General features: G+C 66.8%; 24 protein-coding genes. 9 read left to right on the top strand and 15 right to left on the bottom strand.

The genetic code is table 11. The annotated features are described in order from the left end of the window. Positions 1-22 precede the first annotated feature (22 nt). The 5 genes from AC5RT3_RS00620 to AC5RT3_RS00600 form a co-directional block, all read right to left on the bottom strand. Positions 23-964 (bottom strand): PLP-dependent cysteine synthase family protein, encoded by a 942-nt coding sequence (locus tag AC5RT3_RS00620; RefSeq protein ID WP_494010301.1) that lies wholly within the window; start codon positions 962-964, stop codon positions 23-25. A gap of 133 nt (positions 965-1,097) precedes the next feature. Next, entirely contained in the window at positions 1,098-2,078 is a 981-nt protein-coding gene (locus AC5RT3_RS00615) for an ABC transporter permease (RefSeq protein WP_494051087.1), read from the bottom strand. Then, the gene (locus AC5RT3_RS00610) at positions 2,068-2,793 is read right to left on the bottom strand and encodes an ABC transporter ATP-binding protein (RefSeq protein WP_494051088.1); all 726 of its coding nucleotides are present in this window, start codon (positions 2,791-2,793) and stop codon (positions 2,068-2,070) included. The genes AC5RT3_RS00615 and AC5RT3_RS00610 overlap by 11 nt, the downstream gene beginning before the upstream one ends. Before the next feature lie 26 nt (positions 2,794-2,819). Continuing rightward, positions 2,820-3,947 carry an ABC transporter substrate-binding protein gene (locus AC5RT3_RS00605; protein ID WP_494051352.1) on the bottom strand — a complete coding sequence of 376 codons (1,128 nt, stop codon included), beginning with the start codon at positions 3,945-3,947 and terminating at the stop codon, positions 2,820-2,822. Between the two features lie 130 nt (positions 3,948-4,077). Then, positions 4,078-5,244 (bottom strand): RtcB family protein, encoded by a 1,167-nt coding sequence (locus AC5RT3_RS00600; RefSeq protein ID WP_494123265.1) that lies wholly within the window; start codon positions 5,242-5,244, stop codon positions 4,078-4,080. Positions 5,245-5,318: 74 nt separating this feature from the next. Between AC5RT3_RS00600 and AC5RT3_RS00595 the strand changes: the two genes are divergently transcribed. Further along, positions 5,319-5,756 (top strand): SRPBCC family protein, encoded by a 438-nt coding sequence (locus AC5RT3_RS00595; protein WP_494051108.1) that lies wholly within the window; start codon positions 5,319-5,321, stop codon positions 5,754-5,756. Positions 5,757-5,834: 78 nt separating this feature from the next. On the opposite strand, the gene AC5RT3_RS00590 is transcribed toward AC5RT3_RS00595, so the two are convergent. The 5 genes from AC5RT3_RS00590 to AC5RT3_RS00570 are packed head-to-tail and all read right to left on the bottom strand — an operon-like array spanning position 5,835 to position 11,642. Further along, a complete protein-coding gene (locus AC5RT3_RS00590; RefSeq protein ID WP_494051109.1) occupies positions 5,835-7,238 on the bottom strand; it encodes a sulfate adenylyltransferase subunit 1 in 1,404 nt (467 codons plus the stop codon). Further along, complete coding sequence (gene cysD / locus AC5RT3_RS00585) at positions 7,238-8,185, bottom strand: sulfate adenylyltransferase subunit CysD (RefSeq protein WP_400611432.1); 948 nt, start codon at positions 8,183-8,185, stop codon at positions 7,238-7,240. The genes AC5RT3_RS00590 and cysD overlap by 1 nt, the downstream gene beginning before the upstream one ends. Continuing rightward, positions 8,182-8,973, bottom strand: a complete 792-nt coding sequence (locus AC5RT3_RS00580; RefSeq protein WP_494051110.1) for a phosphoadenylyl-sulfate reductase — start codon at positions 8,971-8,973, stop codon at positions 8,182-8,184. Before AC5RT3_RS00580 ends, cysD begins: the two co-directional genes overlap by 4 nt. After that, positions 8,973-10,718, bottom strand: coding sequence for a nitrite/sulfite reductase (locus tag AC5RT3_RS00575; RefSeq protein ID WP_494010296.1), 1,746 nt, complete (start codon positions 10,716-10,718; stop codon positions 8,973-8,975). Before AC5RT3_RS00575 ends, AC5RT3_RS00580 begins: the two co-directional genes overlap by 1 nt. Positions 10,719-10,772: 54 nt before the next feature. Then, a complete protein-coding gene (locus tag AC5RT3_RS00570; RefSeq protein ID WP_494051111.1) occupies positions 10,773-11,642 on the bottom strand; it encodes a sirohydrochlorin chelatase in 870 nt (289 codons plus the stop codon). Between the two features lie 61 nt (positions 11,643-11,703). Here AC5RT3_RS00570 and AC5RT3_RS00565 point away from each other — a divergent pair, with 61 nt between their 5' ends. Together AC5RT3_RS00565 and AC5RT3_RS00560 are read left to right on the top strand one after the other, a co-directional pair. Beyond that, the gene (locus AC5RT3_RS00565) at positions 11,704-12,372 is read left to right on the top strand and encodes a trimeric intracellular cation channel family protein (protein WP_494051112.1); all 669 of its coding nucleotides are present in this window, start codon (positions 11,704-11,706) and stop codon (positions 12,370-12,372) included. A 13-nt stretch (positions 12,373-12,385) separates the two neighbouring features. Continuing rightward, the gene (locus tag AC5RT3_RS00560; RefSeq protein ID WP_494010293.1) at positions 12,386-12,817 is read left to right on the top strand and encodes a hypothetical protein; all 432 of its coding nucleotides are present in this window, start codon (positions 12,386-12,388) and stop codon (positions 12,815-12,817) included. A 120-nt stretch (positions 12,818-12,937) separates the two neighbouring features. On the opposite strand, the gene AC5RT3_RS00555 is transcribed toward AC5RT3_RS00560, so the two are convergent. From AC5RT3_RS00555 to AC5RT3_RS00540, 4 genes are all read right to left on the bottom strand, one after another. Continuing rightward, positions 12,938-13,783 carry a DUF559 domain-containing protein gene (locus tag AC5RT3_RS00555; RefSeq protein ID WP_494123264.1) on the bottom strand — a complete coding sequence of 282 codons (846 nt, stop codon included), beginning with the start codon at positions 13,781-13,783 and terminating at the stop codon, positions 12,938-12,940. Between the two features lie 465 nt (positions 13,784-14,248). Continuing rightward, positions 14,249-15,349 (bottom strand): polyprenyl synthetase family protein, encoded by a 1,101-nt coding sequence (locus AC5RT3_RS00550; protein WP_494051114.1) that lies wholly within the window; start codon positions 15,347-15,349, stop codon positions 14,249-14,251. Then, positions 15,346-16,689, bottom strand: a complete 1,344-nt coding sequence (locus tag AC5RT3_RS00545) for a geranylgeranyl reductase family protein (protein WP_494051115.1) — start codon at positions 16,687-16,689, stop codon at positions 15,346-15,348. Before AC5RT3_RS00545 ends, AC5RT3_RS00550 begins: the two co-directional genes overlap by 4 nt. A 5-nt stretch (positions 16,690-16,694) precedes the next feature. Further along, entirely contained in the window at positions 16,695-17,471 is a 777-nt protein-coding gene (locus tag AC5RT3_RS00540; protein ID WP_494051357.1) for a demethylmenaquinone methyltransferase, read from the bottom strand. A gap of 125 nt (positions 17,472-17,596) precedes the next feature. Here AC5RT3_RS00540 and AC5RT3_RS00535 point away from each other — a divergent pair, with 125 nt between their 5' ends. From AC5RT3_RS00535 to AC5RT3_RS00510, 6 genes are all read left to right on the top strand, one after another. Then, entirely contained in the window at positions 17,597-19,003 is a 1,407-nt protein-coding gene (locus AC5RT3_RS00535) for an isochorismate synthase (protein WP_494123263.1), read from the top strand. A gap of 183 nt (positions 19,004-19,186) precedes the next feature. Then, positions 19,187-19,990: an ABC transporter substrate-binding protein gene (locus AC5RT3_RS00530; RefSeq protein WP_494051117.1), complete on the top strand. Its 804-nt coding sequence runs from the start codon at positions 19,187-19,189 to the stop codon at positions 19,988-19,990. A gap of 139 nt (positions 19,991-20,129) precedes the next feature. Then, positions 20,130-20,921, top strand: a complete 792-nt coding sequence (locus AC5RT3_RS00525) for an amino acid ABC transporter permease (RefSeq protein WP_494010288.1) — start codon at positions 20,130-20,132, stop codon at positions 20,919-20,921. 12 nt (positions 20,922-20,933) lie between these two features. Continuing rightward, positions 20,934-21,737: an amino acid ABC transporter ATP-binding protein gene (locus AC5RT3_RS00520; protein WP_494051118.1), complete on the top strand. Its 804-nt coding sequence runs from the start codon at positions 20,934-20,936 to the stop codon at positions 21,735-21,737. Between the two features lie 251 nt (positions 21,738-21,988). Then, positions 21,989-23,203, top strand: coding sequence for an aminotransferase class I/II-fold pyridoxal phosphate-dependent enzyme (locus AC5RT3_RS00515; RefSeq protein WP_494051119.1), 1,215 nt, complete (start codon positions 21,989-21,991; stop codon positions 23,201-23,203). Next, entirely contained in the window at positions 23,200-24,048 is an 849-nt protein-coding gene (locus tag AC5RT3_RS00510) for a VOC family protein (protein WP_494051120.1), read from the top strand. Before AC5RT3_RS00515 ends, AC5RT3_RS00510 begins: the two co-directional genes overlap by 4 nt. A 24-nt stretch (positions 24,049-24,072) precedes the next feature. Here AC5RT3_RS00510 and menD read toward each other — a convergent pair whose 3' ends face one another. Next, the gene (gene menD, locus AC5RT3_RS00505; protein ID WP_494051121.1) at positions 24,073-25,836 is read right to left on the bottom strand and encodes a 2-succinyl-5-enolpyruvyl-6-hydroxy-3-cyclohexene-1-carboxylic-acid synthase; all 1,764 of its coding nucleotides are present in this window, start codon (positions 25,834-25,836) and stop codon (positions 24,073-24,075) included. Between the last annotated feature and the right edge of the window lie 24 nt (positions 25,837-25,860).

The raw sequence follows: 25,860 nt of genomic DNA, 5'->3' as shown, positions 1-25,860 counted from the left end.
TGCAGGTACCGGCGCCGCGCTTCTATCCGTACAGCCCAGTGCTGAGATACCGGAACCCGGAGTCAACCATGATGGTGACCACAGTTGCATCCGGGCCAAGCTGTTCGGCGACGCGCAGCGCGGCAACAACATTTCCTCCCGAGGAGGTACCGGCGAAGATGCCTTCCTCCCGCGCAAGGCGGCGGCTCATCGCCATCGCATCCTCGGAATTGACCGGCTCTATGGAGTCCACCTCCTCGGGTTCCCACAGCGGCGGCAGGAAGCCGATTCCGATTCCTTCAATCCGGTGGGAGCCGGTAGGGCCTCCGGAAAGTACGGACGACTCAGCCGGCTCGACGGCCACGACCCTAAGCGTTGGCAGGTGGCGGCGCAGGGCGCGCGCAGCGCCGTGTATGGAGTGGGCAGTTCCGACAGACTGTACTAAGGCATCCACGAGACCGTGCGATTGCTGCCAGATTTCCTCGCCCAAGGCCAGATATCCGGTCACGGCGTCGTGGTTGTTGAGCTGGTCGCAGGCCCAGTAGCCCGGCTGCGCGCTCAGCTCGCCTGCGCGGGCGATCATGGCCCTGATCAAGGATTCGGTGATGCGGCCCTGGTCACTTGGTACGTCCTCAACCGTTGCCCCCAGGGCCTCCATGGTGCGGCGTTTCTCGTCGCTGAAAGCGTCTGAGAAAACGACATGCAGCCGGTAGCCCTTGGCCGCACAGGCCAAGGCGAGCGAGATGCCTGTTGTTCCGGCGGTGTACTCAACAACCGTATCGCCCGGGCTGATGTCGCCCCGGGCTTCGGCGGCGCTGATCGCAGCCACAGCCATTCGGTCCTTCATGCTCCCGGTGGGGTTCGCATACTCCAGTTTTGCGAGCACACGCGCTGACCCCGGCGGCACCACTTTTCGCAGTTCGATCAGCGGGGTGGAACCGATGCCCGCCAGTATTCCTTGACCCGGTTCCAGTCCGTGTTCCATGTATCCGCCTCACGCTGAGCGCCTCCGGCCGGAGCGGTCCGGTAAGGAACAAGGTATACCTGTCGGGAAGGGAAGCACAGCAAAGCCCGACGGCGGGAGGTCGCCGTCGGGCTCTGCAGAAGGTGGGTAGGGGCTAGCGTGTGCTGCCGGCGAGGAGGCCGCGGCTGCGCAGGAGCTTCTTCTCGATGGGGGCGAACACCAGCAGTTCGATGAGGATGCCGACGGCCAGGATCAGCAGGATGGCCGACATCACTACAGACATGTCCGACAGGATGCGGCCCTGGTCCAGCAGCGAGCCCAGGCCGAAGCCGATGGTGCCGCCCACGGCGATGATTTCGGCGGCCATGAGTGAGCGCCAGGAGAAGGCCCAGCCCTGTTTCAGTCCGCCGAGGTATCCCGGAAGGGCGGCCGGGAGGATGACCTGAAGAGCCATCTGCAGCCGTGACGCTCCCAGGACGGTGCCGACGCGGCGGTACTGCGGCGGGATCTGGTCCACCCCGGAGATGAGTCCGTTGATGATGGACGGGATGGCGCCCATGAATACCACGAAGTAGACGGTGGCGTCCGTCAGGCCGAACCAGATGATGGCGGCAGGCACCCAGGCGACGGACGGCAGCACCTGCAGGCCGGAGATCAGGGGGCCGAAAGCCCGGCGCAGTGGTGCCACCTGGGCGAGCAGCAGGCCCACCGGTGTGGCGATGGCGACGGAGATGATGAAACCCACCACGCCGCGCTGCAGCGAGGTCCACATGGCTTCCTGCAGCTTGCCTTCATTCCAGAGAAGGCCCATCTGGGCCACAACGTCCAGCGGCCCGGGCACCAGGTCGCGGCGCTTGACCCCAAGCGAGACGTAGAACTGCCAGATGAGCACCAGGACCACCAGGGCGGCGATGGGCAGCAGGATCCGGCTCCAGTCGATCCGGTGCTTGCGCTCGGCGTCCGACTGCAGCGAGTCCAGCCCGGACTCAAGCTCCCGAAGGTCCTCGTTCCCCGTAGACGTCCGCGTCAAAGCGGCATGCACATGAGGGGCTGGTGAAGCGCCGGATGCCGCCCTCGTTTCGAGAGGCCCAACCACCGGGGTCCTGTCCTCGAGGGGGGTGGGGTTACTTGGCATGGCGGCGAATCTCCTCCCGCAGCCGGGCAGTGATGACCCCGGTCAGCTGGCCGGCGAGCCCGGCGTCGGTTCGGTGTTCCTCGGTGACGGCCCACTCCTGGACCACGCGGCCGGGGCGGGAGGACAGCAGCAGTACGCGCTGGCCCAGCCGCACGGCTTCACGGACGTTGTGGGTGACGAAGACAATCGTGCGCCCGGTTTCCTTCCAGATGCGCTCCAGCTCGTCGTGGAGGAGGTCGCGGGTGATCGCATCGAGGGCGGCGAACGGCTCATCCATGAGCAGCAGCTGCCGGTCCTGGGCGAGCGATCGGGCCAGGGACACGCGCTGGCGCATGCCGCCGGACAGCTCGTGCGGACGCTTGTCGCCGGCGGCGCCGAGGTGCACCAGTTCCAGGAGCTCCTGGGCTTTGACGCGCCGCTCCGCCTTGCCCACGCCGCGCAGCTTCAGCGCCAGCTCAATGTTTTCGCGGGCCGTGAGCCAGGGGAAGAGTGCTGCGTCCTGGAACATGAAGGCTGCACCGTCGCTGGGTACTTCCAGGGCGCCCGACGACGGCGCCTCCAGCCCCGCAATGATGTTCAGCAGGGTGGACTTGCCGCAGCCGGAGGCACCGAGGAGGGCAACGAACTCGCCCTTTTCGATGTTGGCGTTGACGTCGTCCAGTACCGGGGCGCCGTCGCCGAAGCGCTTGCCCAGGTGTTCCAGTACGACTGGCATGGTGCCGTCCTTAGGTAGTGGGTTGGTCAGTCCTGGCCGAGGCCGGCCGCTGAAATCTTGCTGGTGCCGGCGACTTCGTTGAGTGCCCGGAGGTCGAAGAGCCCGCTGATGTCGGCCTGCTTCGTGGTGCCGGCATCGACGCCGTCCTGCAGGAGCCGGGGGTAGGCACCTGCCAGCGGGTCAAGGGTGAAGGTGATGTTGGCCAGGGACCGGGCCAGGACGTCGTCGGCCAGTGCGGCGCCCGCGGATTCCTGCAGGGCCGAGTTGATGACCGCTGCTTTCCGGTCCGCGGGGGCCTCGTTCAGCCACGCCACCGACTTCGCGTGCCCGGCGAGGAGGGCCTTCACGGTGTCCGGGTGTTCGGCCGCGAACTTCTGGTTCACGATCAGGATGGTGGTAGGGAACTCGCCCGGCTTGCCGGTCCCGGTGCCGTCCCACAGGTCCTTCTCGTCAACAAGCACCTTGGCTCCGGCCTGAAGCACCAGGCGTGACGCCCACGGCTCAGGCAACCACGCGCCGTCGAGCTTTCCGTCCTGGAACAGCTTGAGCGTCTGGGCGTTTTCGGTCGGGTTGATGGCCACGTCGCCGCTGCCGTCCACGTTGGTCTTGTAGCCCTGGTGGGCGAGCCAGGCGCGGAGGGCCACGTCCTGGGTACCGCCAAGCTGCGGGGACGCGATGGTCTTGCCCTTAAGGTCGGCAGCGGAGTTGATCTCCGGCTTGACCACCAGCTGGGCACCGCCTGCCGCAGCACCGGCGATGACCCGGACGGATACACCCTGGCTCTTGACGAAGGAGTTGATGGCGGGGTTGGGTCCAATGTAGGCGGCGTCGATGGCGCCGGCGTTCAATGCCTCGATGGCTGCCGGGCCCGCGTTAAAGGTCTCGGTGCTGAGGCTGGTGCTGCCCAGCGATTCGGCCAGGAGGCCTTCCTTGATCCCCACCAGCGCCGGGGCGTGCGTGACGTTGCCGAAGTAACCGAGCTTCAGCTCGGCGGCGGGGGTGGGGGCGACGGCCTGCGCCTCAGTGTTGCGCGAGACGGTGGACGCGACCACCGCACCGACGGCGATGAGCAGGACCAGTCCGATGGCCAGGACGGCCTCGATGGCACGCTTGCGCTTGGGTACCGCGCTTTCGCCTGCCACGATGCGGGTCATCCCGGGCTTGGAACTAGTCATTGTTTCACCATAGGGAGTGACATATTCGCGTTCAATGAAGCCTAAACGGGGGGTCACGCACGTTCATCTAGCGTCACATTCCGACGCGGGGGCACCGGGATTGCGCGGTTCAGTTGCCCTTCACGTTGACCAGCTGCCGCAGCTTGTGCCGCACGGTCACGAGGTCCGCGGCGTCCTGCATCACCTGGTCGATCGGCTTGTATGCGGCGGGGATTTCGTCGATGAATGCCTCCGACGCACGGAATTCGATGCCGCGCATGGCCCGCTTGAGTTCCTCCAGGCTGAATGCCTTGCGGGCGGCGTTGCGCGAGTACTCCCGGCCCGCGCCGTGCGGGGAAGAGTTCAGCGACGCCGGGTTGCCCAGGCCCTCCACCACGTACGACGCCGTGCCCATGGATCCGGGGATGAGCCCGGGATCGCCGGGCTCGGCTTTGATGGCGCCTTTGCGGGAGACCCAGACCGGCTTGCCGTAGTGGGTCTCCTGCTGGGTGAAGTTGTGGTGGCAGTTGATCCGCTCGCGCTCCTGCACCCGGCCGCCCACCCAGCGGCCGAACTGGGCACTGACGCGGTCCATCATTTCCTCGCGGTTCAGCAGCGCGAAGTGCTGGGCCCAGCGCAGCTCGGCAATGTACCTCTCGAACTGCGGCGTGCCCTCGTCCAGGTACGCGAGGTCCGGGTCCGGCAGGTAGACCTGGTTCTTCCGGCTGACATGCTGGGCTACGCCGATGTGGTGCTGGGCGATCTTGTTGCCGATGCCCCGGGAGCCCGAGTGCAGGAACAGCCAGACGGCCTGGTTCTCATCGGCACAGATCTCGATGAAGTGGTTGCCGGAGCCCAGGGAGCCCAGCTGCAGGTCCCACTTGTCGACGTACTGCGCGGGGCTGAAGCCGGCCTTCGCTGCCAGTGCCTTCAGCTCCGCGATCCGGGGTTCCGCGGTGGGCAGTACCTTCTTGTTGTTGTGCCCGGCGGAGAGCGGAATGACGCGCTCGATGTCCTCCCGAATCCGCTTGAGGTCCTTTGGAAGGTCCTTGACCGAGTACTGGGTGCGGACGGCAATCATGCCGCAGCCGATGTCCACCCCTACCGCGGCCGGGATGATGGCACGAAGGGTGGGAATGACCGAACCGACCGTGGCGCCCTTGCCCAGGTGCGCGTCGGGCATCAGCGCCAGGTGCGGGTAGATGAACGGCAGGCTGGCTGTCTTCACGGCCTGCTCGCGGGTTTGGCTGTCCAGGATCGAGGCCCAGTTCAGAAGCTTCGGGCTGATGGTTTCCATGCTCCGCCTCCCACTGCACGGCCTAGGACTAACGTAAGTCCTAGGCTAACCCGCACGTTAGAAGGAGATGCAGCATGGTGGACGTCCAGACCGAGATTGTCATCAACCGGCCGCGCGCCGAAGTTGCCGAATACACGGCCAACCCGGACAACGCGCCGCGCTGGTACGTGAACATCCATAAGTCACAGCGGTTGACCGCGGGCCCCATCGGTACGGGCTCCAAGGTGGCGTTCACGGCCAAATTCCTGGGCCGGGAGCTGGACTACACCTACGAGTTCGTAGAGTACGTCCCCGGCGAGAAGCTGGTGATGCGGACTGCGCAGGGACCCTTCCCGATGCAGACCACCTACACATGGACGGACCACACCGGCGGGACCCGGATGACCCTCGGCAACACCGGCAAGCCGTCCGGCTTCTCCAGACTGGCCGGGCTGGTCATGGAGCCGATGATCCGCCGCGAGACCCGCAAGGACCTGGAACGGCTGAAGGCGATCCTCGAAGGCGGCCTTTAACCACGAAATCGCCGGAACGGTGCGTTGCAGCCGTAGCGCTACGGCGATTTCGCACTGTTCCGGCGATTTGGGCTAAGACTAGATGCTGTAGCGCTCGTCCTCGTGGTCGCCCGGGTGGTCCTTGACCAGGCCGGCGGCCAGCGTGTTGCCGTCCAGCGGGTCGATCACCAGGAACGCGCCGGTGCGGCGGTGGTGCAGGTAGTTCTCAAGCGGCAACGGCGCGGCGAGCCGGAGCTGCGCGTGTCCGATGTCGTTGAGTTCCAGGCTTGAGGCCGGCTCCAGCTTGAAGGAGGCCAGGTCCAGCTTGCCGGAGACACTGCGGACCAGGGCCTGCACGGTGCGGGTGCCGTGCTTCACCAGGACCTTCTGGCCTTCGCGCAACGGCTTCGGGGACAGCCAGCACAGTGCTGCGTACAGGTCTGCGGAAGCTTCGCGGACGGTGCCGGCAGCGGCGATGGTGTCACCGCGGGCGACGTCGAACTCCTCGGCCAGGCGGATGGCGACGGACTGCGGGGCGGCGGCTTCCTCCAGCGAGGAGCCGGCGAAGTCGATGCCCGCCACGGTGGTGGTGCGCGGGTCCTGGCCGGGGGTCAGGACGGAGACCTTGTCCCCAACCTTGACAGAGCCCTCGGTGATCTGGCCGGCGTACGCGCGGTAGTCGCGGTAGGCCTCCACGTCCAGGCCGGCGGCAACGGCGTCGGGAGCCAGGGCACCCTGCGGCCGGATGACCAGCTGCACCGGGAAGCGGAAGCTCTCCAGGTGGCTTTCGAGTTCGTCCGCGGCAGGCAGGGTCTCCAGGACCTCCAGCAGCGCCGGGCCGGTGTACCAGGGGGTGCGCTCGGAGCGGTCCACCACGTTGTCGCCGTCGAGGGCGGACACGGGGATGACCAGCAGGTCGCTGATTCCGTCGGAGCCCAGGCCCAGTTCGCGGCCAACCTGCTGCACGTCCGCCTCGATGTCACGGAACACGGACTCGCTGAAGTCCACCAGGTCGATCTTGTTCACGGCCACGATCACGTGCGCCACGCGCAGCAGCTGCAGCACGGAGAGGTGCCGTCGGGTCTGCTCCAGGACGCCCTTGCGTGCGTCGATGAGCACGACGACGGCGTCCGCCGTGGACGCGCCGGTCACCGTGTTCTTGGTGTACTGCACGTGCCCGGGGCAGTCGGCCAGGATGAAGCTGCGGCGGTCGGTGGCGAAGTAGCGGTAGGCCACGTCGATAGTGATGCCCTGCTCGCGCTCCGCGCGCAGGCCGTCGGTCAGCAGGGCCAGGTCGATGCCGCCCTTGTCCCCGCCGAAGCCGCGGTCCGCGGAGGTGCGGGCAACGGCGTCCAGCTGGTCAGCCAGGATGGCCTTGGAATCGTGCAGGAGGCGGCCCACCAGGGTGGACTTGCCGTCGTCGACCGATCCCGCGGTGGCAAAGCGGAACAGGGTTGTGGGCAGGGCCGTCTCGAGGTCGGCAGCCAAAATATCGGTGCTCATTAGAAGTACCCGTCCTTCTTGCGGTCTTCCATGGCAGCCTCGGAGATGCGGTCATCTGCGCGGGTGGCGCCACGTTCGGTCAGGGTGGAGGCGGCGACTTCGACCACGACGTCGGCCACGGTGAAGGCGTTGGACTCGACGGCGCCGGTGCAGGACATGTCGCCCACCGTGCGGTAACGGACGGTCTTGGTGATGACTTCCTCGTGCGGCAGCGGCTGGGAGACCTCGCCCACTGCGCGCCACATGCCGTCGCGGGCGAAGACCTCGCGCTCGTGGGCGTAGTACAGGCCGGGAAGCTCGATGTTTTCGCGCTCGATGTAGCGCCAGATGTCCAGTTCGGTCCAGTTGCTGATGGGGAACGCACGGACGTGCTGGCCCACGGTGTGGCGGCCGTTGTACAGGTTCCACAGCTCGGGGCGCTGGTTACGGGGGTCCCACTGGCCGAACTCGTCACGGAGGCTGAGGATGCGCTCCTTGGCGCGGGCCTTGTCCTCGTCACGGCGGCCGCCGCCGAACACGGCGTCGAACTTGTTCTGCTGGATGGCGTCCAGCAGCGGGACGGTCTGCAGCGGGTTGCGGGTGCCGTCGGCGCGCTCTGCCAGTTCCCCGCGGTCGATGAACTCCTGCACGGAGCCCACCACGAGCTTCAGGCCCAGGCGCTCAACGGTCCGGTCGCGGAAATCGATGACCTCGGGGAAGTTGTGGCCGGTGTCCACGTGCAGCACGGGGAACGGGACCTTGCCCGGCCAGAAGGCCTTGGTGGCCAGGTGCAGCATCACCACGGAGTCCTTGCCGCCGGAGAACAGCAGCGCGGGCTTCTCGAACTCGGCAACAACCTCGCGGATTATGTGGATTGCCTCGGATTCGAGGGTGTCCAGGCTGGAGAGGCGCGTGGAAACGGCGGCGTCAGTCACCTGGGTGGTCTCCTCGGTCAGTGAAGTGCTCATACGTGTAGTCCGCATTCTGTCTTGTTGGTTCCTGCCCAGCGGCCGGCGCGGGGGTCCTCGCCGGGAGCCACCTTGCGGGTGCAGGGCTGGCATCCGATGGACGGGTAGCCCTGGGACAGGAGCGGGTTGACGGGCAGGAGGTTGTCGTCGGAGTACTGGACCAGCTGGTCGAACGTCCACGCGGCCATCGGGTTGACCTTTACCAGGCCGTTCTTGTCGTCCCAGCCCACCAGCGGGGTGTTGGTCCGGGTGGGGGCTTCGTCGCGGCGGACACCGGTGAACCACAGTTCGTAGCCGGCCAGGGTGCGCTGCAGCGGCGCCACCTTGCGGAGGGCGCAGCACTGGGCGGCGTCACGGGCGAACAGGTCCTTGCCCAGGAGCCGGTCCTGCTGCTCCACCGTGTTCTCCGGGAGCACGTCCACCACGTTGACGCGGAGGTTCGCTGCCACCTCGTCGCGCGTGGCGTAGGTTTCCGGGAAGTGGTAGCCGGTCTCCAGGAACAGGACGTCGACGCCGGGCATCTGGTCCGCGACCAGGGCGGGCAGGACGGCGTCGGCCATGGAGCAGGCGACGGCGACGGCGGGCAGGTCAAAGTTGCGCTCCACCCAGGCGATGACATCGCGGGCGGGGGCGTCCCAGCCGAGTTCGGCGGCACCGGCTTCGGCGAGGGCCTTCAGCTCTTCCTTGGAACGAAGCTTGGGGGCGGCGGTGGCCACAGTGGCCTCAACCTGGGCTGAAGCTTCGGCGGGCGCGGCCACGGGGTCGACTCCGAGTGCGTGCTTGGACATTACTGCAGTGCCTCCTCGTCTGCCGCGTGGGCCCACTCTGCGAAGGTCTGGCCTTCGGAGCGCTGGGCCACGAACGTACGGACAACGCGCTCCACGTAGTCCGGCAGGTCATCGACGTACACCTTCAGGCCGCGGACGGTCCGGCCCAGGCCGGCTTCCTCGCGGTTGTTGTTGGCCAGCCCGCCGCCCAGGTGGACCTGGAACCCCGGGGAGGGGTCGCCGTCGGGCGTGGGAAGCATCATGCCCTTGAGGCCGATGTCTGCCGTCTGGATGCGCGCGCAGGAGTTGGGGCAGCCGTTGATGTGCAGGGACAGCGCCTGCGGCAGTTCACCGGATTCGGCGAGGTCCGCCAGGCGGCGCTCCAGCTCGGCGACCGCGGTGGCGGCGGTGTGCTTGGTCTCCACGATGGCCAGCTTGCAGTACTCGATGCCGGTGCAGGCGATGGTGCCGCGACGGAACACCGACGGGCGGGCGGACAGGCCAAGGGCGTCCAGCTCGGCCACCAGCGGCTCCACGTGGTCCTTCTCGACATCCAGGACAACGAGCTTCTGGTGCGGGGTGGTGCGCAGGCGGTAGGACCCGCGGGCCTCCAAGGTGTCCGCCAGCTTGACCAGCGCAGCGCCGGACAGGCGGCCGGCAACCGGGGTGGCGCCGATGAAGAACTTGCCGTCCTTCTGCTCGTGCACGCCAACATGGTCGCCGGGCGTGGTGGGCTTAGGCGCGGCGGGACCGTCGGCGAGCTTGTATCCGAGGTATTCGTCCTCGAGGATCTGGCGGAACTTTTCCGGACCCCAGTCGGCCATCAGGAACTTCAGGCGGGCCTTGGTGCGCATGCGCCGGTAACCGTAGTCGCGGAAGATGCTGGTGACGCCGAGCCACACGTCGGCGGCCTGCTCGGGCTTCACGAACGCGCCCAGGCGCTTGCCGAGCATCGGGTTGGTGGACAGCGCGCCGCCGGCCCAGAGGTCGTAGCCGACGCCCAGTTCCGGGTGGCGCACGCCCACCAGCGCGAAGTCGTTGATCTCGTGGACCACGTCCTGGCTGGGGTGGCCCGTGATGGCGGACTTGTACTTGCGCGGCAGGTTGGACAGCAGCGGGTTGCCGATGAACCGCTCCCCCAGCTCCTCGATGAGCGGGGTGGGGTCGATGATTTCATCCTTGGCGATGCCGGCCACGGGCGAACCCAGGATGACGCGGGGCACGTCGCCGCAGGCCTCGGTGGTGGACAGGCCCACAGCCTCCAGCCGGTTCCAGATCTCGGGGATGTCCTCCACGCGGATCCAGTGCAGCTGGATGTTCTGGCGGTCGGTTAGGTCGGCCGAATCGCGGGCAAAGTCCACGGAGATCTGGCCGATGACGCGCAGCTGCTCGGTGGTGAGCGCGCCGCCGTCGATCCTCACGCGGAGCATGAAGTACTTGTCTTCGAGCTCGTGCGGTTCAAGGGTTGCGGTCTTGCCGCCGTCGATCCCGGGCTTGCGCTGGGTGTAGAGGCCCCACCAGCGGAAGCGGCCGTGCAGGTCCTGGCCGGGGATGGCATCGAAGCCTTCCTTGGCGTAGATGGTTTCGATACGCTCGCGCACGTTGAGGCCGTCGTCTTCCTGTTTCCAGGTTTCGTTGGCGTTCAGGGGCGTTTTGCCGTCAACTTTCCACTGCCCGTGCGGCTTTGCAGCGGGACGGGACGCGCGGGCGGGGCGCTTGGTGGAAGCGGAGTCCGCGGACGCTCCGGCTAGAGCTGTATCAGTCATGCATCGACTGTAGGTCCCCCCGGAATGGCGTCACAAAGGCCCGGAAACGCTAAGTCACCTAGGGAAATATTTCGTCACGAAACGCCGGACGGCCTTGAAGAAGCCGTCCTGCTGTGCATCGGATTCCGCTGTTCGCCGGGGGTCCGAGGGCGCCTCGGCGGGCGCGCCGGCGGGTGCAGCGTCGGCTGAATTTCGGGCCTTCGCGACGGCGGCGTCGTACCGCTCCAAGGCGATTTCGGCGAGCACGGGGGACGGCAGCAGCGGCTCGGTCACCAGGTCGGCCCCGGCTTTCGCCAGCTGGTCGTGGAAGTAGCCCGGCGCCAGGAGGTAGGAGGCAATCACCACCCGCCCGCCGACGTCGACACCTCCCGCGGACTCCCCCGCCCCGGCACCTCCTGCCAGCTCCTCGCGAAGCATTGCGACGGCGTCGGGCACGGACGGCTTGGCAGAGGCACCGTAGGCGGCCACCATCCGGTTGGATCGCAGCTGCCGCAACTGCCCCAGCAGCTCCTCCACGCTCTTGGCCGCGTTCGGGTTGGACGAGCCCGCGGCGGCGAGCACCACCACGTCGTTGTCCGTGACGCCTGCTTCGCGCAGCCGCTGGTCAAGCAGCGCCGCGAGGCGCGGATCCGGGCCCAGGGGTGCGGCGGCGGCACTTCCCGGCCGGCTCTTCACAGCCCGCGCAATGTCCACCTTCACGTGGTAGCCGACGCTCAGCAGCAAGGGCACCACGACGGCGGACTCCCCCGCCGGCAGTCCCGCCACCACATCCACCAGATCGGGCTGCTGGACGTCCACGTACGCTTCCCGAACGTCCAGGCCGGGGCGGAGTTCAGCGATGGCGGCACGCAGCGCGCTGACCTCCGCCGCTCCCTGTGCGTTGGACGTCCCATGGGCGCAGGCGATCATGATGGGGCTGTTCATAGGGGCTAGCGTAACGTTGGAGCCGCCCTGTCCGAACCACTTTGAATTGCCGGGACGCTCCATGACATCCGCTTTTGACATCGCCCTGGTTTGGCTGGACCTGGCCGGTGTCTTTTTCTTCGCAGTCTCGGGGTCCTTGCTGGCGGCGAGGAAGCGGTTCGACATCCTGGGCTCGCTCCTCCTGGCCTCGCTCGTGGCCCTGGGCGGCGGCGTTATCCGCGACATCATCCTCAACATCGTGCCGGCCGCCTTCACCAACCCCGCCTACCTGGTGCCGCCGCTGCTGGCCACAGTCCTGGTGTACTTCCTCTTCTCCAGCGTCCAGCGCTTCACCTCGCTGCTGGTCCTGTTCGACGCCGGCGGGCTGGCTCTGTTCTGCATCACGGGCACCCTGAAGGCACTCTCCTTCGGCATGAACCCGTACGCGGCCGTCCTGCTGGGCGTGGCCACCGCGGTGGGCGGCGGGCTGCTGCGCGATATCACCGCGAACGAGGTGCCCCAGCTGTTCAACGCCCGGGAGCTGTACGCGTTGCCGGCATTCAGCGGGGCGGCGCTGACCTCCCTGCTGTGGGTGTCGGGCTTGTTCAACACCATGACTGCCGTCCTTGTGGCGGCTGTGGTTTTTGCCTTCCGGGTCATTGCATGGCGCCGCTACTGGTACGTTCCGCTGGCTGTCCGGGGGTGGCAGCGCAACGGCTCCACCGGCGGCGAATCGCGGGGCGGCCATTAGCTAGGATATGAGCATGACTGACATGTTCCTCGAGAAGTTCCGCGCGCTTGTTCCGAAGTATCTCGAGGATGAATGGCAGGAAGCGGACGGGCTGTCCGAGGAGGAACTGGACAAGGCCCTGGCCGAGCACCAGTTCCAGATTCCGCTGGTCCTGCGCGAGTTCTACCTGGCGGTGGGCGGCTGCGAGGACCTCATGGAGGCCTACCACTACTTCTGGGACCCGGACGAGCTCGAGGTGGACGACGAGGGTTTCCTCATGTTCCTCGAGGACGAGGACGAGGAGTACACCTGGGGCTTCCGCGTGGGCGACCTCACCGTCCCGGACCCCATCGTGTACCGCCGCAACAACGCCCGCGGCCAGTGGAAGTCCGAGGAGGGCACCTTCTCCGAGTTCGTGTTCGACATGTTCGAGTGGGCCTTCGAGGACGACGAGCACGAGGACTAACACCCCTGGCTCTTTTCCGCGACCGGAATGCGTTACTTTTAGGCCTCTGGTCCCCTCGAAAGTGCCTGAATAGCGGGAATTCAGCTCAGCCAGGGCTATAAGTCACGCAAATGGGTCAAGTTATAGCTCAGTTCCAGCAGTGAATACGCCGCGACGCCAGAGTTCCAGCACCGCCTGCACCTCGGCGACCATTGCCTCAGGCGTGTGCACAACATCGTCGTAGTAGTAGCGCAGGACCAGGTATCCTCCCAGAAGACTTCGGTTGTTGCGGCGCTGATCCCGCTTGACCGCCTTCGGTTCGAAGTGCGTTGATCCATCGGTCTCAACCACAATGACTTCCTCCACCAGGAAGTCCACCTCCCCGACGCCCGCAATAAGGACATGCCTCCTCACCCGCAGCCCTGCCCGGGCGAAATGCACATTGGCGAGGACTTCCAACACTGAATCTGCTCGAGTAATGACCAGATCGAGTACGGAACGCGCCTTTCCATTGCGGCGGCCGTGGCATTTGGCGTAAAGGAAATCCAAGGAGATGCTTCCATTGCCTACAGCCGACTGCACCATCACGAGCGCCTCGAATTCCGGCAGACAGCGAAGGGCATGAATCAGGACGTCCGCCAATCCAAGTACGGGAAGCCAGGCATGCTTCGGATGCTGGGGACGGCCATGGTCTATGGTGCCTGGAGTGTTGGACGGGTGGCTCCGGCAGAGATGAACACAGGTGGGGCGGTTGAGCGTCCAAAGGCTATAGACCGGCGCTGCGGAAAGACAGGTGAGACGACCTCCAGCTGCAACGGCGGTGGCGAGGAGGCCGGCATGGGGAACCGCATAGATGCCACGCCTGACCTTATGCACCAGCCCGAGTTCCAGGGCCTGAGTAACGGTAGTCCGTGTGAACCCTGCCTTCTTCAAGTGGGCTGCCCGGGCAGCTCCCCCACGCCGCGTCAAGAAATCAGTGGCGTCCATACTCCATAGTCGGCATTCGACAGCACCTGGTGAGAGGGGCCGCCTTGGCTATGTGCAAACCCGGAGTGTTCGGTGACCGGATTGCGCGACTTTTGAAGCTCCATTTGGCAGTGGGTGGCGTCAGGTTGCGGCAGGCTGTGCCCGAAGCTCCCATAACTTACGCAATTGCGTCATCGGACCGACGACGCTGCCCCTTACTGCCCAAAGAGGTGCCGAAATACACTGTGACACAGCCGTAAATTATCGCTTGGCTTTTGTGACAGATCTGTCATAGACTGTTTCCGGATCCGCTAAACGCCTCCGGCGGGTCTGATGCGAACGGAGAGATGGTCCCGGTTCAAAGCAATGCAAGTTGCAGCGGACCGGGGCTGTCCCGTTTAACTGGCGCTGCCGGATTGTGGGCTGGCGGCGCCACAAACAACAGAAGCCCGGCGCCTGGGGGGAGCCGGGCTTCTGCTTTGAGAACTAGCTGGCGCGGTCCACCACAGCCAGCGCGAAGTTGGACAGCGATTCCTTGACCACACCCTCGGGCAGCGGTGCCAGCGCGGCGATCGCCTCGTTGGCCCAGCTACGGGCCACCACCCAGGACTCGGCCGTCACGGGGTGCGCGCGCAGCCCGGCAACGGCCTCGGCCAGCGCCTCGTCCGAGCTCAGGTCCCCGTCCACCAGCTTGAGCAGTTCGACGGCGGACTGGTCGCCGTCCTCGGCAGCCTTCCGCAGGAGCAGCACGGGCAGGGTGGGAACACCTTCGCGGAGGTCCGTTCCGGGCGATTTGCCGGACTTGACCTTGACCCCGGTGACATCGATGACGTCATCGGCGAGCTGGAAGGCCACGCCCACCTTCTCGCCGTATTCCACCAGCACATTCTCAAAAGCCTCGTCGGCGCCGGAGAAGATGGCACCGAGCTGCCCGGAAGCAGCAACCAGCGAGCCGGTCTTGTCCGCGATCACGGAGAGGTAGTGCTCCACCGGATCCTCGTCCGGCCGCGGGCCCACAGTTTCATGCAGCTGTCCGAGGCAGAGCCGCTCGAAGGTGCGGGCCTGGATGCCCAGTGCACGCGAGCCCAACTCGGACACCAGGATGGAGGCACGGGCGAAAATCAGATCGCCGGTAAGGACCGCCACCGAGTTGCCCCAGACTTCGTGGGCCGTGGGCGCGCCCCGGCGGAACGGGGCGGAGTCCATGACGTCGTCGTGGTACAGCGTTGCCAGGTGGGTCAGTTCCACCACGACGGCGGCCTGCACCACTGCAGGCAGGGAGGCATCGCCCAGGTGGGCACACAGCAGGGTGAGCAGCGGCCGGATGCGCTTGCCGCCGGCCTCCACCAGGTGGCGCGACGTTGCGTCAGCCAGTGGGTCCGAGTTGGCAATGGCCTCGCGGAGCTTCTTCTCCACCTTGGCCAGGTTGTTGGTGATGGCCGGGCCCAGTTCTGCATCTTCGGCGATGGCGGCGAATCCCGCGGGGAGCTGGAGTCCGGTGGCAATGGCGCTGGTGTTGAGGCTTGGTTCAGCGTCGGTCATGCCGTGTCCGGCGTGGGTCCAGCTGTGCTCTGCGGGTTTGGTCACGGGTTAACCCTAACTTTTTGTTGCGGATACCGCTGGTTGGAGACTGCCGGGGTGGGCGTCAATGTATTGGATGTGGCCGGGACGAGCGACTCCAGGACCCGGATCACCCTGTCCTCAAAGCCCTTTGCGGTCGGGTCCGTCAGGTTGGCCAGCAGCCGCACCACGAACCGCATCAGCACCGGGATGGGCATTCCGGTCCGCAGCGCGAGCCCCATGACGGCCGGCTTGCCGATCAGCGCGGCGAACACCCTGCCCAGGGTGAAATGCGAGCCCCACTGGCCCCGCACGTAGTCCGCGTATCGCGCCAGGTGCGCGTCGGCGTCGTACGTTCCGCCGGAGGAGGCCAGGCGGGCGGACGCGTCGATAATGAACTCGGCGGCGAAGCGCGCGGATTCCATCGCGTAGGAGATGCCCTCGCCGTTGAACGGGGACACCATGCCGCCGGCGTCTCCGAGCAGGAGCAGGCCGGGTAAGTAGTGCGGGGTGCGGTTGAAGCCCATGGGCAGGGCGGCGCCGCGGATTTCGCCCACCTGGTTTTCCGGCGTGAAGCCCCAGTGGGCGGGCATGCCGGCGGTCCATTCGCGGAGCACCTGCTTGTAGTCGAGCTTGCCGAATTCCTTCGAGGAGTTCAAAATGCCCAGGCCCACGTTGGATGTGCCGTCGCCGACGCCAAAGACCCAGCCGTAGCCGGGCAGCAGCTTGCCGTCGCGGCCGGGAAGCTCCAGCCAGCCTTCCATCCAGTCGTCGTCTGTGCGCGGGGAGGTGAAGTAGGTGCGGACCGCCACGCCGAGGGGCCGGTCGTCACGTTTTTGGATCCCGAGGGACACAGCAGTGCGCGTGGAGTTGCCGTCCGCGGCGAGTACGACGTCGGCAGGAAAGTCACGCGTCTCCCCCGTCTTGCGTCCGGACTGGTCCAGGAGCGCTGCGCGGACGCCTGTCACGCGGCCGTCCTCCGCATGCAGGGCGTCGGTGACACTGTGCCGCTCAAGGATGGTGGCCCCCGCCGCCTGGGCGTGCCGGGCCAGTTCCTCGTCGAAGCCCAGCCGGGTGCGGATCAACCCGTACTGGGGGAAGTCGGCCACCTCGGGCCACGGCAGCTCGATGGTCCGCCCCCCGGCGATCAGGCGCAGGCCCTTGTTCCGGCGCCAGCCGTCATTTTCAGGGTGCGGCAGGCCGAGCTTCTGGATCTCCCGGACGGCGCGGGGGGTCAGCCCGTCGCCGCAGACCTTTTCGCGCGGGAAGCTGGTCTTCTCTAGGACCGTGACCTCGAGCCCGGCCCTGGCGAGGTAATACGCAGCGGTGGATCCGGCGGGACCCGCACCGACAATCAGTACCTTCACGCCGGTCAGCGGGTGATGTTGCGGCGGAGCTTGGCCACCGGGCCCTTGTGCGCGGCGATGGCGGCAGCAGCGTCGCCGGGCGTTTTGTCCGCCGCCTTGAAGGCGCGGTGCACCGCCACGATTCCGCCCGTGAGGTTGCGGTAGGTGACGTTTTCCCAGCCGGCGTCCTGCAGCCACGCCGCCAGGTGGTCCTGGTCCGGCCAGGCGCGGATGGACTCGGCAAGGTAGACATAGGCGTCCGGGTTGGAGGCAACCTTCACGGCGATGGCCGGAAGCGCGCGCATGAGGTATTCGGTGTACATGGTCCGCCAGAGCGGGACCACGGGCTGGGAGAACTCGGCAATGACCAGGCGGCCGCCCGGCTTGGTGACGCGGAGCATCTCCTGCAGTGCCTTCTTGGGCTCGTTCACGTTGCGGAGGCCGAACGAAATGGTGGTGGCATCAAACGTGTTGTCAGCGAACGGCAGGTTGGTGGCGTCCCCGGCGATGAAGTTGATGTCCGGGCGGCGGCGCTTGCCCACCTTGAGCATTCCGAGGGAGAAGTCGCATGCCACAACATCTATGCCTGCATCGGCATATGGCTCGCTGGACGTCCCGGTTCCGGCAGCCAGATCCAGGACGCGCTGGTCCTTGGAGACTTCCATCGCTTCCACCACAACCTTGCGCCAGCGGCGGGTCTGCCCCATGGACAGGACATCGTTGACAACGTCGTACTTCGGTGCGACGTCGTCAAACATGGTGGCTACTTCGTCCGGACGCTTATCCAAGGATGCTCGGTTCACCATGTCATTGTCTCAAATGTTCGGCAGGCCCCGGACCACGGGCCCATTGACTCCCGGCCCTTCCCGGGATGCCCTAAGATCCCTCCCGAAGCCGGCTTTGCGGTCCGGAGTAGTGTTGTCTCATCATGACGAGCACGATCCGCACCCTGACAGTCCCCCTGGATGGCACCGCATTCCCCGGGGGGCTGCCTTCGTTTCTGGTGCGGGACGATGTCCTTTGCTGGACCCGCCGCGAGGCCGGCCTGGCGGGCTTCGGCGAGATCGCCCGCTTCACGGCCACCGGCCCGGAACGGTTCCTCGAGGCCGACATCTGGTGGCGGCACCTGGTGATCGAAGCCGACGTCACCGACCACGTGGAGTTGCCGGGCACCGGCCCGGTGGCTTTCGGGTCTTTCGCCTTCTCCAAGACCTCCGCGCACGAGTCCCGGCTGATAGTGCCGGAAGTCGTGGTGGGCGTGCGGGACAGCAAGGTGTGGGTCACGCAGCTGACGCTCGACGACGGCGAGCTCACCGCACAGAGCGCCCTCGCCGCCCTGGACCGCTGGCTCGGCAACGGCGCTCCGTCCGCAGCTTTCGCCACCGCAACCATCACGACGTCGGCAGCGGACTCCGCCACGGACCCGCAGCAGGGTGCCCTTCCCGGCCGTGCGGGCGCCGCCGTCGTCCGCCCCCTTCCCCTGGCCGCCGGCGCAACACTCCACACCGGGTCCCTGAGCGAGGAAGACTGGATGGAGGCGGTATCCGCAGGGGTTGCTGAAATCCGCACCGGAGCGCTGGAGAAACTGGTGCTGGCCCGCGACGTGGTGGCCACCATCCCCACCGGCGTGAACGCGGCGCAGGTGCTCCGGGAACTGGCCGCGCGGTACCGCGAATGCTGGACCTACGGCGTGGACGGGCTGGTGGGCGCCACCCCTGAGATGCTCATCCAGGTGGAGGGCCGGACAGCCCAGGCGCGCGTGCTGGCTGGAACGCTGGACCGGCGCGACGCGCACGGCGAGGACGGCCTGCCGATGGATTACGCCACCCGGGTGCTGGCCGGCTCCGAGAAGCAGCGGCACGAGCACGAGATTGCCATCCAGTCGCTCACCAAACAGCTGGCGCCGTTCTCGGAAGCCATGAACGCGCACGATGAGCCCTTCATCCTCGAGCTGCCCAACGTCTGGCACCTGGCCTCCGACGTCAAGGCCGAACTCACCGAGGTGGAAGGCCACGTCCCCACCTGCCTGGCACTGATCAACGCACTGCACCCCACCGCCGCCGTCTGCGGCACGCCCACGCAGGTGGCGGGCGCACTGATCCGCAAGCTGGAGCACCTGGACCGCGGACCCTACGCGGGTCCCGTGGGCTGGCTGGACGCCGCTGGGAACGGCGAGTGGGGCATTGCCCTCCGCGGCGCCGTGATCGAGTCGCCGGACACCGTGCGGCTGTATGCCGGCTGCGGCATCGTGGACGGATCTCAACCCGAGGCCGAGCTGGCTGAAACGTGGGCGAAGTTCCGCCCGATGCTGGAGTCCCTCGGCATCAGCACCTGAGCTGGCCTTCCAGCCCCAGGGTCTGGAATCGCAGACAAGTCACCGCCCGACCCGCTTGATTTTTGGTGTGGTTTAGTTATCCAATAGTGAAACTAAGTTTCCTGTGATGCACATCTCATAATCTGGGGCTACACTATGAACCGATTTAGAACCGCATACCCCTGCAACAAAAGGTAAAGAAACATGCAGCTCAAGTCCCTGGCCACGGCCAAGATCACCGCCAAGGCAGCAGCAGTCTTCGCCGTCGGCGCCCTTACCCTCACGGCGTGCGGTGGTGGCAGTTCCACGCCCGCCGCGTCCGAAGGCGGCATCCAGCTGATCAACGCAGGCAAGCTCACGGTCTGCTCCGACATCCCCTATGAGCCGTTCGAGTTCGAGAAGGACGGCCAGACGGTCGGCTACGACATCGACATCGCCAAGGAAATTGCAAAGGACCTCGGCGCTGAACTCAGCATCGTGGACAGCTCCTTCGAAGCGATCGAAACCGGCACCGCCCTGACCCAGTGCGACCTTGGCATCTCCTCGATCTCCATCACGGACACCCGCAAGTCGGTCATGGACTTCTCCACGCCTTACCTCGACGACGACCTGGCCCTGGTTGCCAGCGAGGGATCCGGCATCGAGAGCCTGGACGACGCCAAGGGCAAGAAGGTAGGCGTGCAGCAGGCCACCACCGGCGCCGACTACGCGCAGGAACAGGGCCTTGAGGCGCAGCAGTTCGAGGACACGGGGCTCCTGGTCCAGGCACTCCAGGCCGGCACCATCGACGCCGCACTGGGCAACCAGTCCGTCCTGGGCTACGCCATCAAGGACGACCCCAAGTTCAAGAGCGTTGAGGATTTTGCCACCGGCGAGCAGCTGGGCATCTCCGTCAAGAAGGGCAACAGCGCCATGCTGGAAAAGGTCAACGGCACCCTTGAACGCCTTGAAGAAGACGGCTCGCTGGAGAAGTTCAAGACCACCTGGTTCGGCGAGACCGCCAAGTAAACCAGAGCATGGGCCCAAGGCGTCCGTAGCCTTGGATCCTTTCCAGCCCTGAGAACCACGCAGCCGGGGCCCCGGACAAGCTGTACGCAGTCCGTCCGGGGCCTCTGCCACGCATAACGAATGTGAGCAACCCATGGCAATGGCAATGACAGCACGTCAACGCGCCAGAGTAAGCCTGTACGTCCAGGCCGGAATCTTTGTTGTGGCCGTCGCCGCGCTGATCCTGGCCACCGACTGGGAGACCATCGGCAACAGCGTCTTCAACTTCGCCAAGATCGGCCCCATGTTTCCGGGCATCTTCATCACCGGCCTGGTCAACACCCTGATTTACACCTTCCTGGGCTTCATCGTGGGACTCTCCGGCGGCCTGCTGCTGGCCCTGATGAAGCTGTCCAGCTTCCCGCTGTACCGCTGGATCGCCACTGGCTACATCGAGTTCTTCCGCGGCATCCCCGCCCTGCTCGTGTTCATCGCCTTCGGTTACGGTGTTCCGCTGGCCTTCGGCGTTTCGTGGAACGTCACGGTGATCGTGATGATCTCGCTGGGCATGGTTGCATCGGCATACATCGCTGAGACCCTCCGCGCCGGCCTGCAGGCTGTCCCCAAGGGTCAGCTCGAAGCCGCCCGTTCCCTCGGCATGCCGCAGTGGCGCGCCATGGTGACCATCGTGATCCCGCAGGCGTTCAAGATCGTCCTGCCGCCGCTGACCAATGAGATCATCCTGCTGACCAAGGACTCCTCACTGATCTACGTCCTGGGCCTGACCGCCTCGCAGTACGAGCTCACCAAGTTCGGCCGCGACGGCATCTCCAGCCTGGGCGCCGGCCTGACGCCGCTCCTGGTAGCCGGTGCCTTCTACCTGGTCATCACCATCCCCCTGAGCCTCCTGGCCCGGAAGTTCGAAAGCCGCTCCGCGCGGACCAAGCGATAGGCAGGGAAGACAATGAACGACGTCGTACATTCCTCCAGCGGCAGCACCAGTACCATCCACGCCGCCGGCGTAGCGATCAAAGACCTGCGCAAGTCCTACGGATCCAACGAGGTCCTCAAGGGGATCAGTCTGGACGTGGCACCGGGTGAAGTGGTGTGCCTGATCGGGCCCTCCGGCTCGGGCAAATCAACCCTCCTCCGCTGCGTCAACCTGCTGGAGCAGCCCAACCAGGGCACCATCCAGGTAGGAGGCTTCGAGGCCACCGATCCCGACGTGGACATCGACAAAATGCGCCGCAAGGTGGGCATGGTGTTCCAGCAGTTCAACCTGTTCCCGCATCTGGACGCGAAGCGCAACTGCTCCATCGCCCAGACCAAGGTCCTCAAGCGCTCCCAGGCCGAAGCGGACAAGGTGTCCATGCACAACCTGGAGCGCGTGGGACTCGGGCATCTGTCGGACCGTTTCCCCGACCAGCTCTCCGGCGGCCAGCAGCAGCGTGTGGCGATTGCCCGTGCACTGAGCATGGACCCGGAACTGATGCTCTTCGACGAGCCCACGTCCGCGCTGGACCCCGAGACGGTGGGCGACGTCCTCTCCGTCATGCGGAACCTGGCCCAGGAGGGCATGACCATGCTGGTGGTCACGCACGAGATGGGCTTCGCCCGCGAAGTGGCTGACCGCGTGGTCTTCATGGACGGCGGCGTGGTGGTGGAGGAAGGCGCGGCCGAGCAGGTCATCAGCGCCCCCACCCAGCCGCGCACCAAGGAGTTCCTGCGCCGCGTGCTCGACCCCACGCACATCGAGATCGAGGAGTAGGCCCTCCCCGCTTTCGCTACGCACAATCCCCGGCGCTATGGATCTTTCCGCAGCGCCGGGGATTTTGCGCGTCACGGGGCACTCTGCGCCCCGCTTTTGAAGGAGGTGTACGACGGCGGCACGCGCCTTCTGTGCGGGCATTTACTTCCGCGGTGCCGGGGCACACAATAGGTCCCACCACAGCCCTGGCTCAGCAGCGCGCTGCCCGTCCGGCCGCCGTCCCACCGTGCGGCGCATCCAGGAGCGCAGATATGAATCCCCAAGCCACACCACCGGCGGCGGCAGTATCCGAACGCGCTGCACGGCTGGCATCGGTACCATCGTTCCAGCGGGTTGACTCCTTCATCCGGCGGTACCTTAACCGGGGACAGGACCAGCGCACCGTCTGCGACTTCACGTTCGGCAACCCCCACCAGATGCCGCCGGACCGCTACGTCAACACTTTGCGGGATGCCCTGGTTCCCCGCAATGATCAATGGTTTGCCTATAAAACCAACGTGGAGACGGCGCAGGAGGCGGCCGCACAGTCCCTTGAACGGCTGCTGGACGTGCCCTTCAAGACAGAGGACATCTTCCTGACCACCGGCGGGTTCGCCGCGATCGCCCTGGCGCTGAAGACCGTGGCGGACCCCGGCGACGAGGTGGTCTACAGCCTGCCGCCGTGGTTCCTGTACGAGCCGCTGATCCTCGAAGCCGGGCTGGTACCGGTGAAGGTGAAGGTCGACACTGCCACCTTCGATCTTGACCTCGCCGCCATCGAAGCGGCCATCACGGCGCGGACGCGGGTTGTGATCGTCAATTCGCCCAACAACCCCACTGGCCGGATCTATCCCCCGGAGCTACTGCTCCGGCTCGCCGACCTGCTGGAAACTGCGTCTGCGAGGATTGGGCGGCGCATCTACCTCATCTCGGACGAGGCCTACAACCGGATTGTGTTCGGCGGCGCGCGGTTCCACAGCCCGGCGGAGTACTACCCGTACACGCTGCTGGCCTACTCCTATGGCAAGACGCACCTCTCTCCCGGCCAGCGGGTGGGGTATCTGGCCCTGCCCCCGGCCATGCCGCACCGGGAAGAGATGGCTCCGGCCATCAGCGGCCTGCAGGTGGCGATGGGCTGGGTCTACCCGAATGCGCTGCTACAGCACGCGCTTCCGGCGCTGGAGAAGTTCTCCATCGACGTCGGCCAGCTGGAGCGGCGCAGGGACCGCCTGGTGGACGCGCTCGGCAGCATGGGCTACCGCATGCAGCCGCCGGAGGGCACGTTCTACCTGTTCGTCAGCACCCCCGGCCCGGACGACGACGCCTTCACCGAGTCCCTCGCCCGCCGCGACGTCTTCGTTTTCCCGGGCACGCTGTTCGAGACGCCCGGGTTCTTCCGGATGTCCCTGACAGCCAACGAGGACATGATCGAGCGGAGCCTGCCCACATTCGAAGCAGCGATCAAGGAAAGCAGGAGCGGAACATGAACGGACGGGCGTACCCTCCAGGGGTGCCGTGCTGGATCGACACGACCCAGCCTGGAATCGACGCGGCAGCTACCTTCTATGCCGGACTCTTCGGCTGGACGTTTCGGGAGGCAGCTCCGGGCGGCGGGACGGACCGCTACCTGGTGGCCCAGCTGGACGGCGCGGACGTGGCAGGGATCGCCAGCGGCCGCGAAGATACAACGGCCTGGAGCACCTACATCGCGGTCGAGGACGCAGACGCCGCAGTGGATCGGCTGATCGCTGCCGGTGCCGGGCTGCGGGCACCGGCAACAGATGCGGGAGAGGACGGCCGCAGCGCGGCGCTAACTGATCCGGAGGGCGTCGAATTCCGTCTCTGGCAGCCGAACCGGCAAGGTGGGGCACAGGCCGTCAACCGGCCCGGGACCTGGAACTTCAGCGACCTCCACACACGCAATCCGGAGGCGGCCGTTAGCTTCTACCAGGGCGCGTTCGGCTGGCAAGTGGACAAGGTGGGCTTCGGGGCAGACGACGCCGGCTTCGGATTGATGGTCCGCGTGCCCGGGTACGGCGAGCACCTTGAAAAGACCGTCGATCCGGAGATCAGGGCACGGCAGTCCGAGTTCGCGGCTCCACCCGGATTTGCAGACGCCGTCGCCTGGATCGTCCCGATTGGACCCGACCGGACGCCGCACTGGCATGTCACGTTCGCTGTGGCCGACCGGGACCGGACAGCCCTCGACGCCGAACGGCTCGGCGCCCAGGTCCTTCGGCAGGACGACACCGGGTGGACCCGTGAGGCCGTGATCCGGGACCCGCAGGGGGCTGTCTTCACCGCCAGCCAGTTCACGCCGCCCACGGGGTGACCGGTCCCGCGGGGGACCTACGGCCTACGGCACCAGCACTCCCCCGACACCGGCCGCGACCGAGTCCTTGATCCGTGCGTGCAGCTGCCGCAGGGAATGACGGTCGGTGCGGACTTCCACGATGGTGCGTCCGGACACCGGCCGCGCGAGCGCCTCGGCGAGTCCCGCCGTCGTGCTGACCACCGAATGCCCCACGCCGTACGCCGCGGCGAGTGCCGCGATGTCCACCGCATGCGGGGTGCCGAAGAGGCGTTCGACGGCGTCTCCGTACTTCCCGCCTTCCTCCACCGCGCCGTGCTCGAGCAGCGCGAAGATGGCGCCGCCGGCATCGTTGAGGACCACCATCCGCAGATCCGGTTGCTCTTCCCCCGCGCCGAGGAGGAGGCCGCCGGCGTCGTGCAGGAAGGTGACGTCACCGAGCAGGACAGTGGTTTCCTGCCGCCCGCCCAGCGCGATGCCCGTGGCGGTGGAGATGGTGCCGTCAATCCCGGCCAGGCCCCGGTTGGCGTAGACGGTGGCGGCCGGTTCCGGCGCGGGCAGGCCGGCGAGGTCGACGTCGCGGATGCCGTTGGACGACCCCAGCAGCAGCTGCCCGCGGGCGTGGCGCCACACCAGTGCCCCCACGGAAGGACCGGTGGCCGCAGCCTCCGCGGCCAGAACGCCGTCCAGGGCGTGCTGTGCGGCGGACCCGGCGAGCAGCCAGGTGTCCAGCCAGGCGGAGGTGCCGCGGCCGGCAAAGTCGGCGAGGTCGGACAGGTTCTCCAGCGGCAGTTCCGTGCGGCGGCCTGGCTCGTACCAGGCCACCGGAACGGGCTGGTACAGGGCTGACTGTACGTCCGGGCGGGCCAGCAGGGCGGCGACGGGGCGCGAGAGGGTGGGCCGGCCGAACAGCACCACCCGCTCAATGGGCTGCCTTGAATCCGGCCCGAAATGTTCCAGCAGCAGCCGGTACGGGCCCACGGCGTTGGGGCCGAACCGGGAGTTGGATGACGGCTCGGCGAGCAGCGGCAGGTTGTGGGCGCGGGCGAACGCCTCGGCCACCGGTCCGGCGTCGTGGCCGGCCAGGACAACGGTCCGCCGCTCCGGCAGCTCATCCGCCGCCGGCGGCAGGTTCATGACCAGCGGCTCTGTTCCGATCCGGTAGCGCTGCCGCTCCACCACCGTCGGGAGCCCTTCCTCCGGTGCCGGAACCAGCGGATCCCGGAACGCGAGGTTGAGCTGCACCGGCCCTGGCGGGATCTCGGCGAAGGCGCCGGTCGCCGCGGAAAGCCCGGTCTGGATGGCGCGTTCGGGGTTGCTGCCCGCGGGGACGTCCGCAGCGAACCGGACCTGTTCGCCGAAGAGGTCCGGCTGCACGGTGGTCTGGTTGGCGCCTGTTCCGCGGAGTTCGTCCGGCCTGTCCGCGGACAGGACAATCAGCGGGACGGCGGCGTGGTTGGCCTCCATCACGGCCGGCAGCAGGTTCCCGACGGCGGTTCCGGACGTGGTCAGCACGGCGGCCGGGGAACCGGTGGACAAGGCAAGGCCCAGGGCCGTGAACCCGGCGGCACGCTCGTCGATCCTGACCAGCAGTTCCACCCGGCCCGCTGCGGACGCCTCGGCCAGCGCGTAAGCCATGGGGGCCGACCGGGAACCGGGCGAAACCACCACGTGCCGCACCCCGCCGTCGAGCAGGACTCCGACGGCGATGCGCGCCGCCGCCAGCGCGCCCAACTCAGGCGCGGCCTCCTGCGCGTCGGTTGTGTCGGAAGGGGCAGCGTCAGGGGCCGGTTCGTTCAGCGAAGTCACCAATCCAGTCTGCCACCCCCGGAC

Source organism: Arthrobacter sp. Y3221159 (assembly GCF_059089885.1).
The sequence above is the reverse complement of the archived record's forward strand: the minus strand, read 5'-3'. Positions and strand labels throughout refer to the sequence as shown.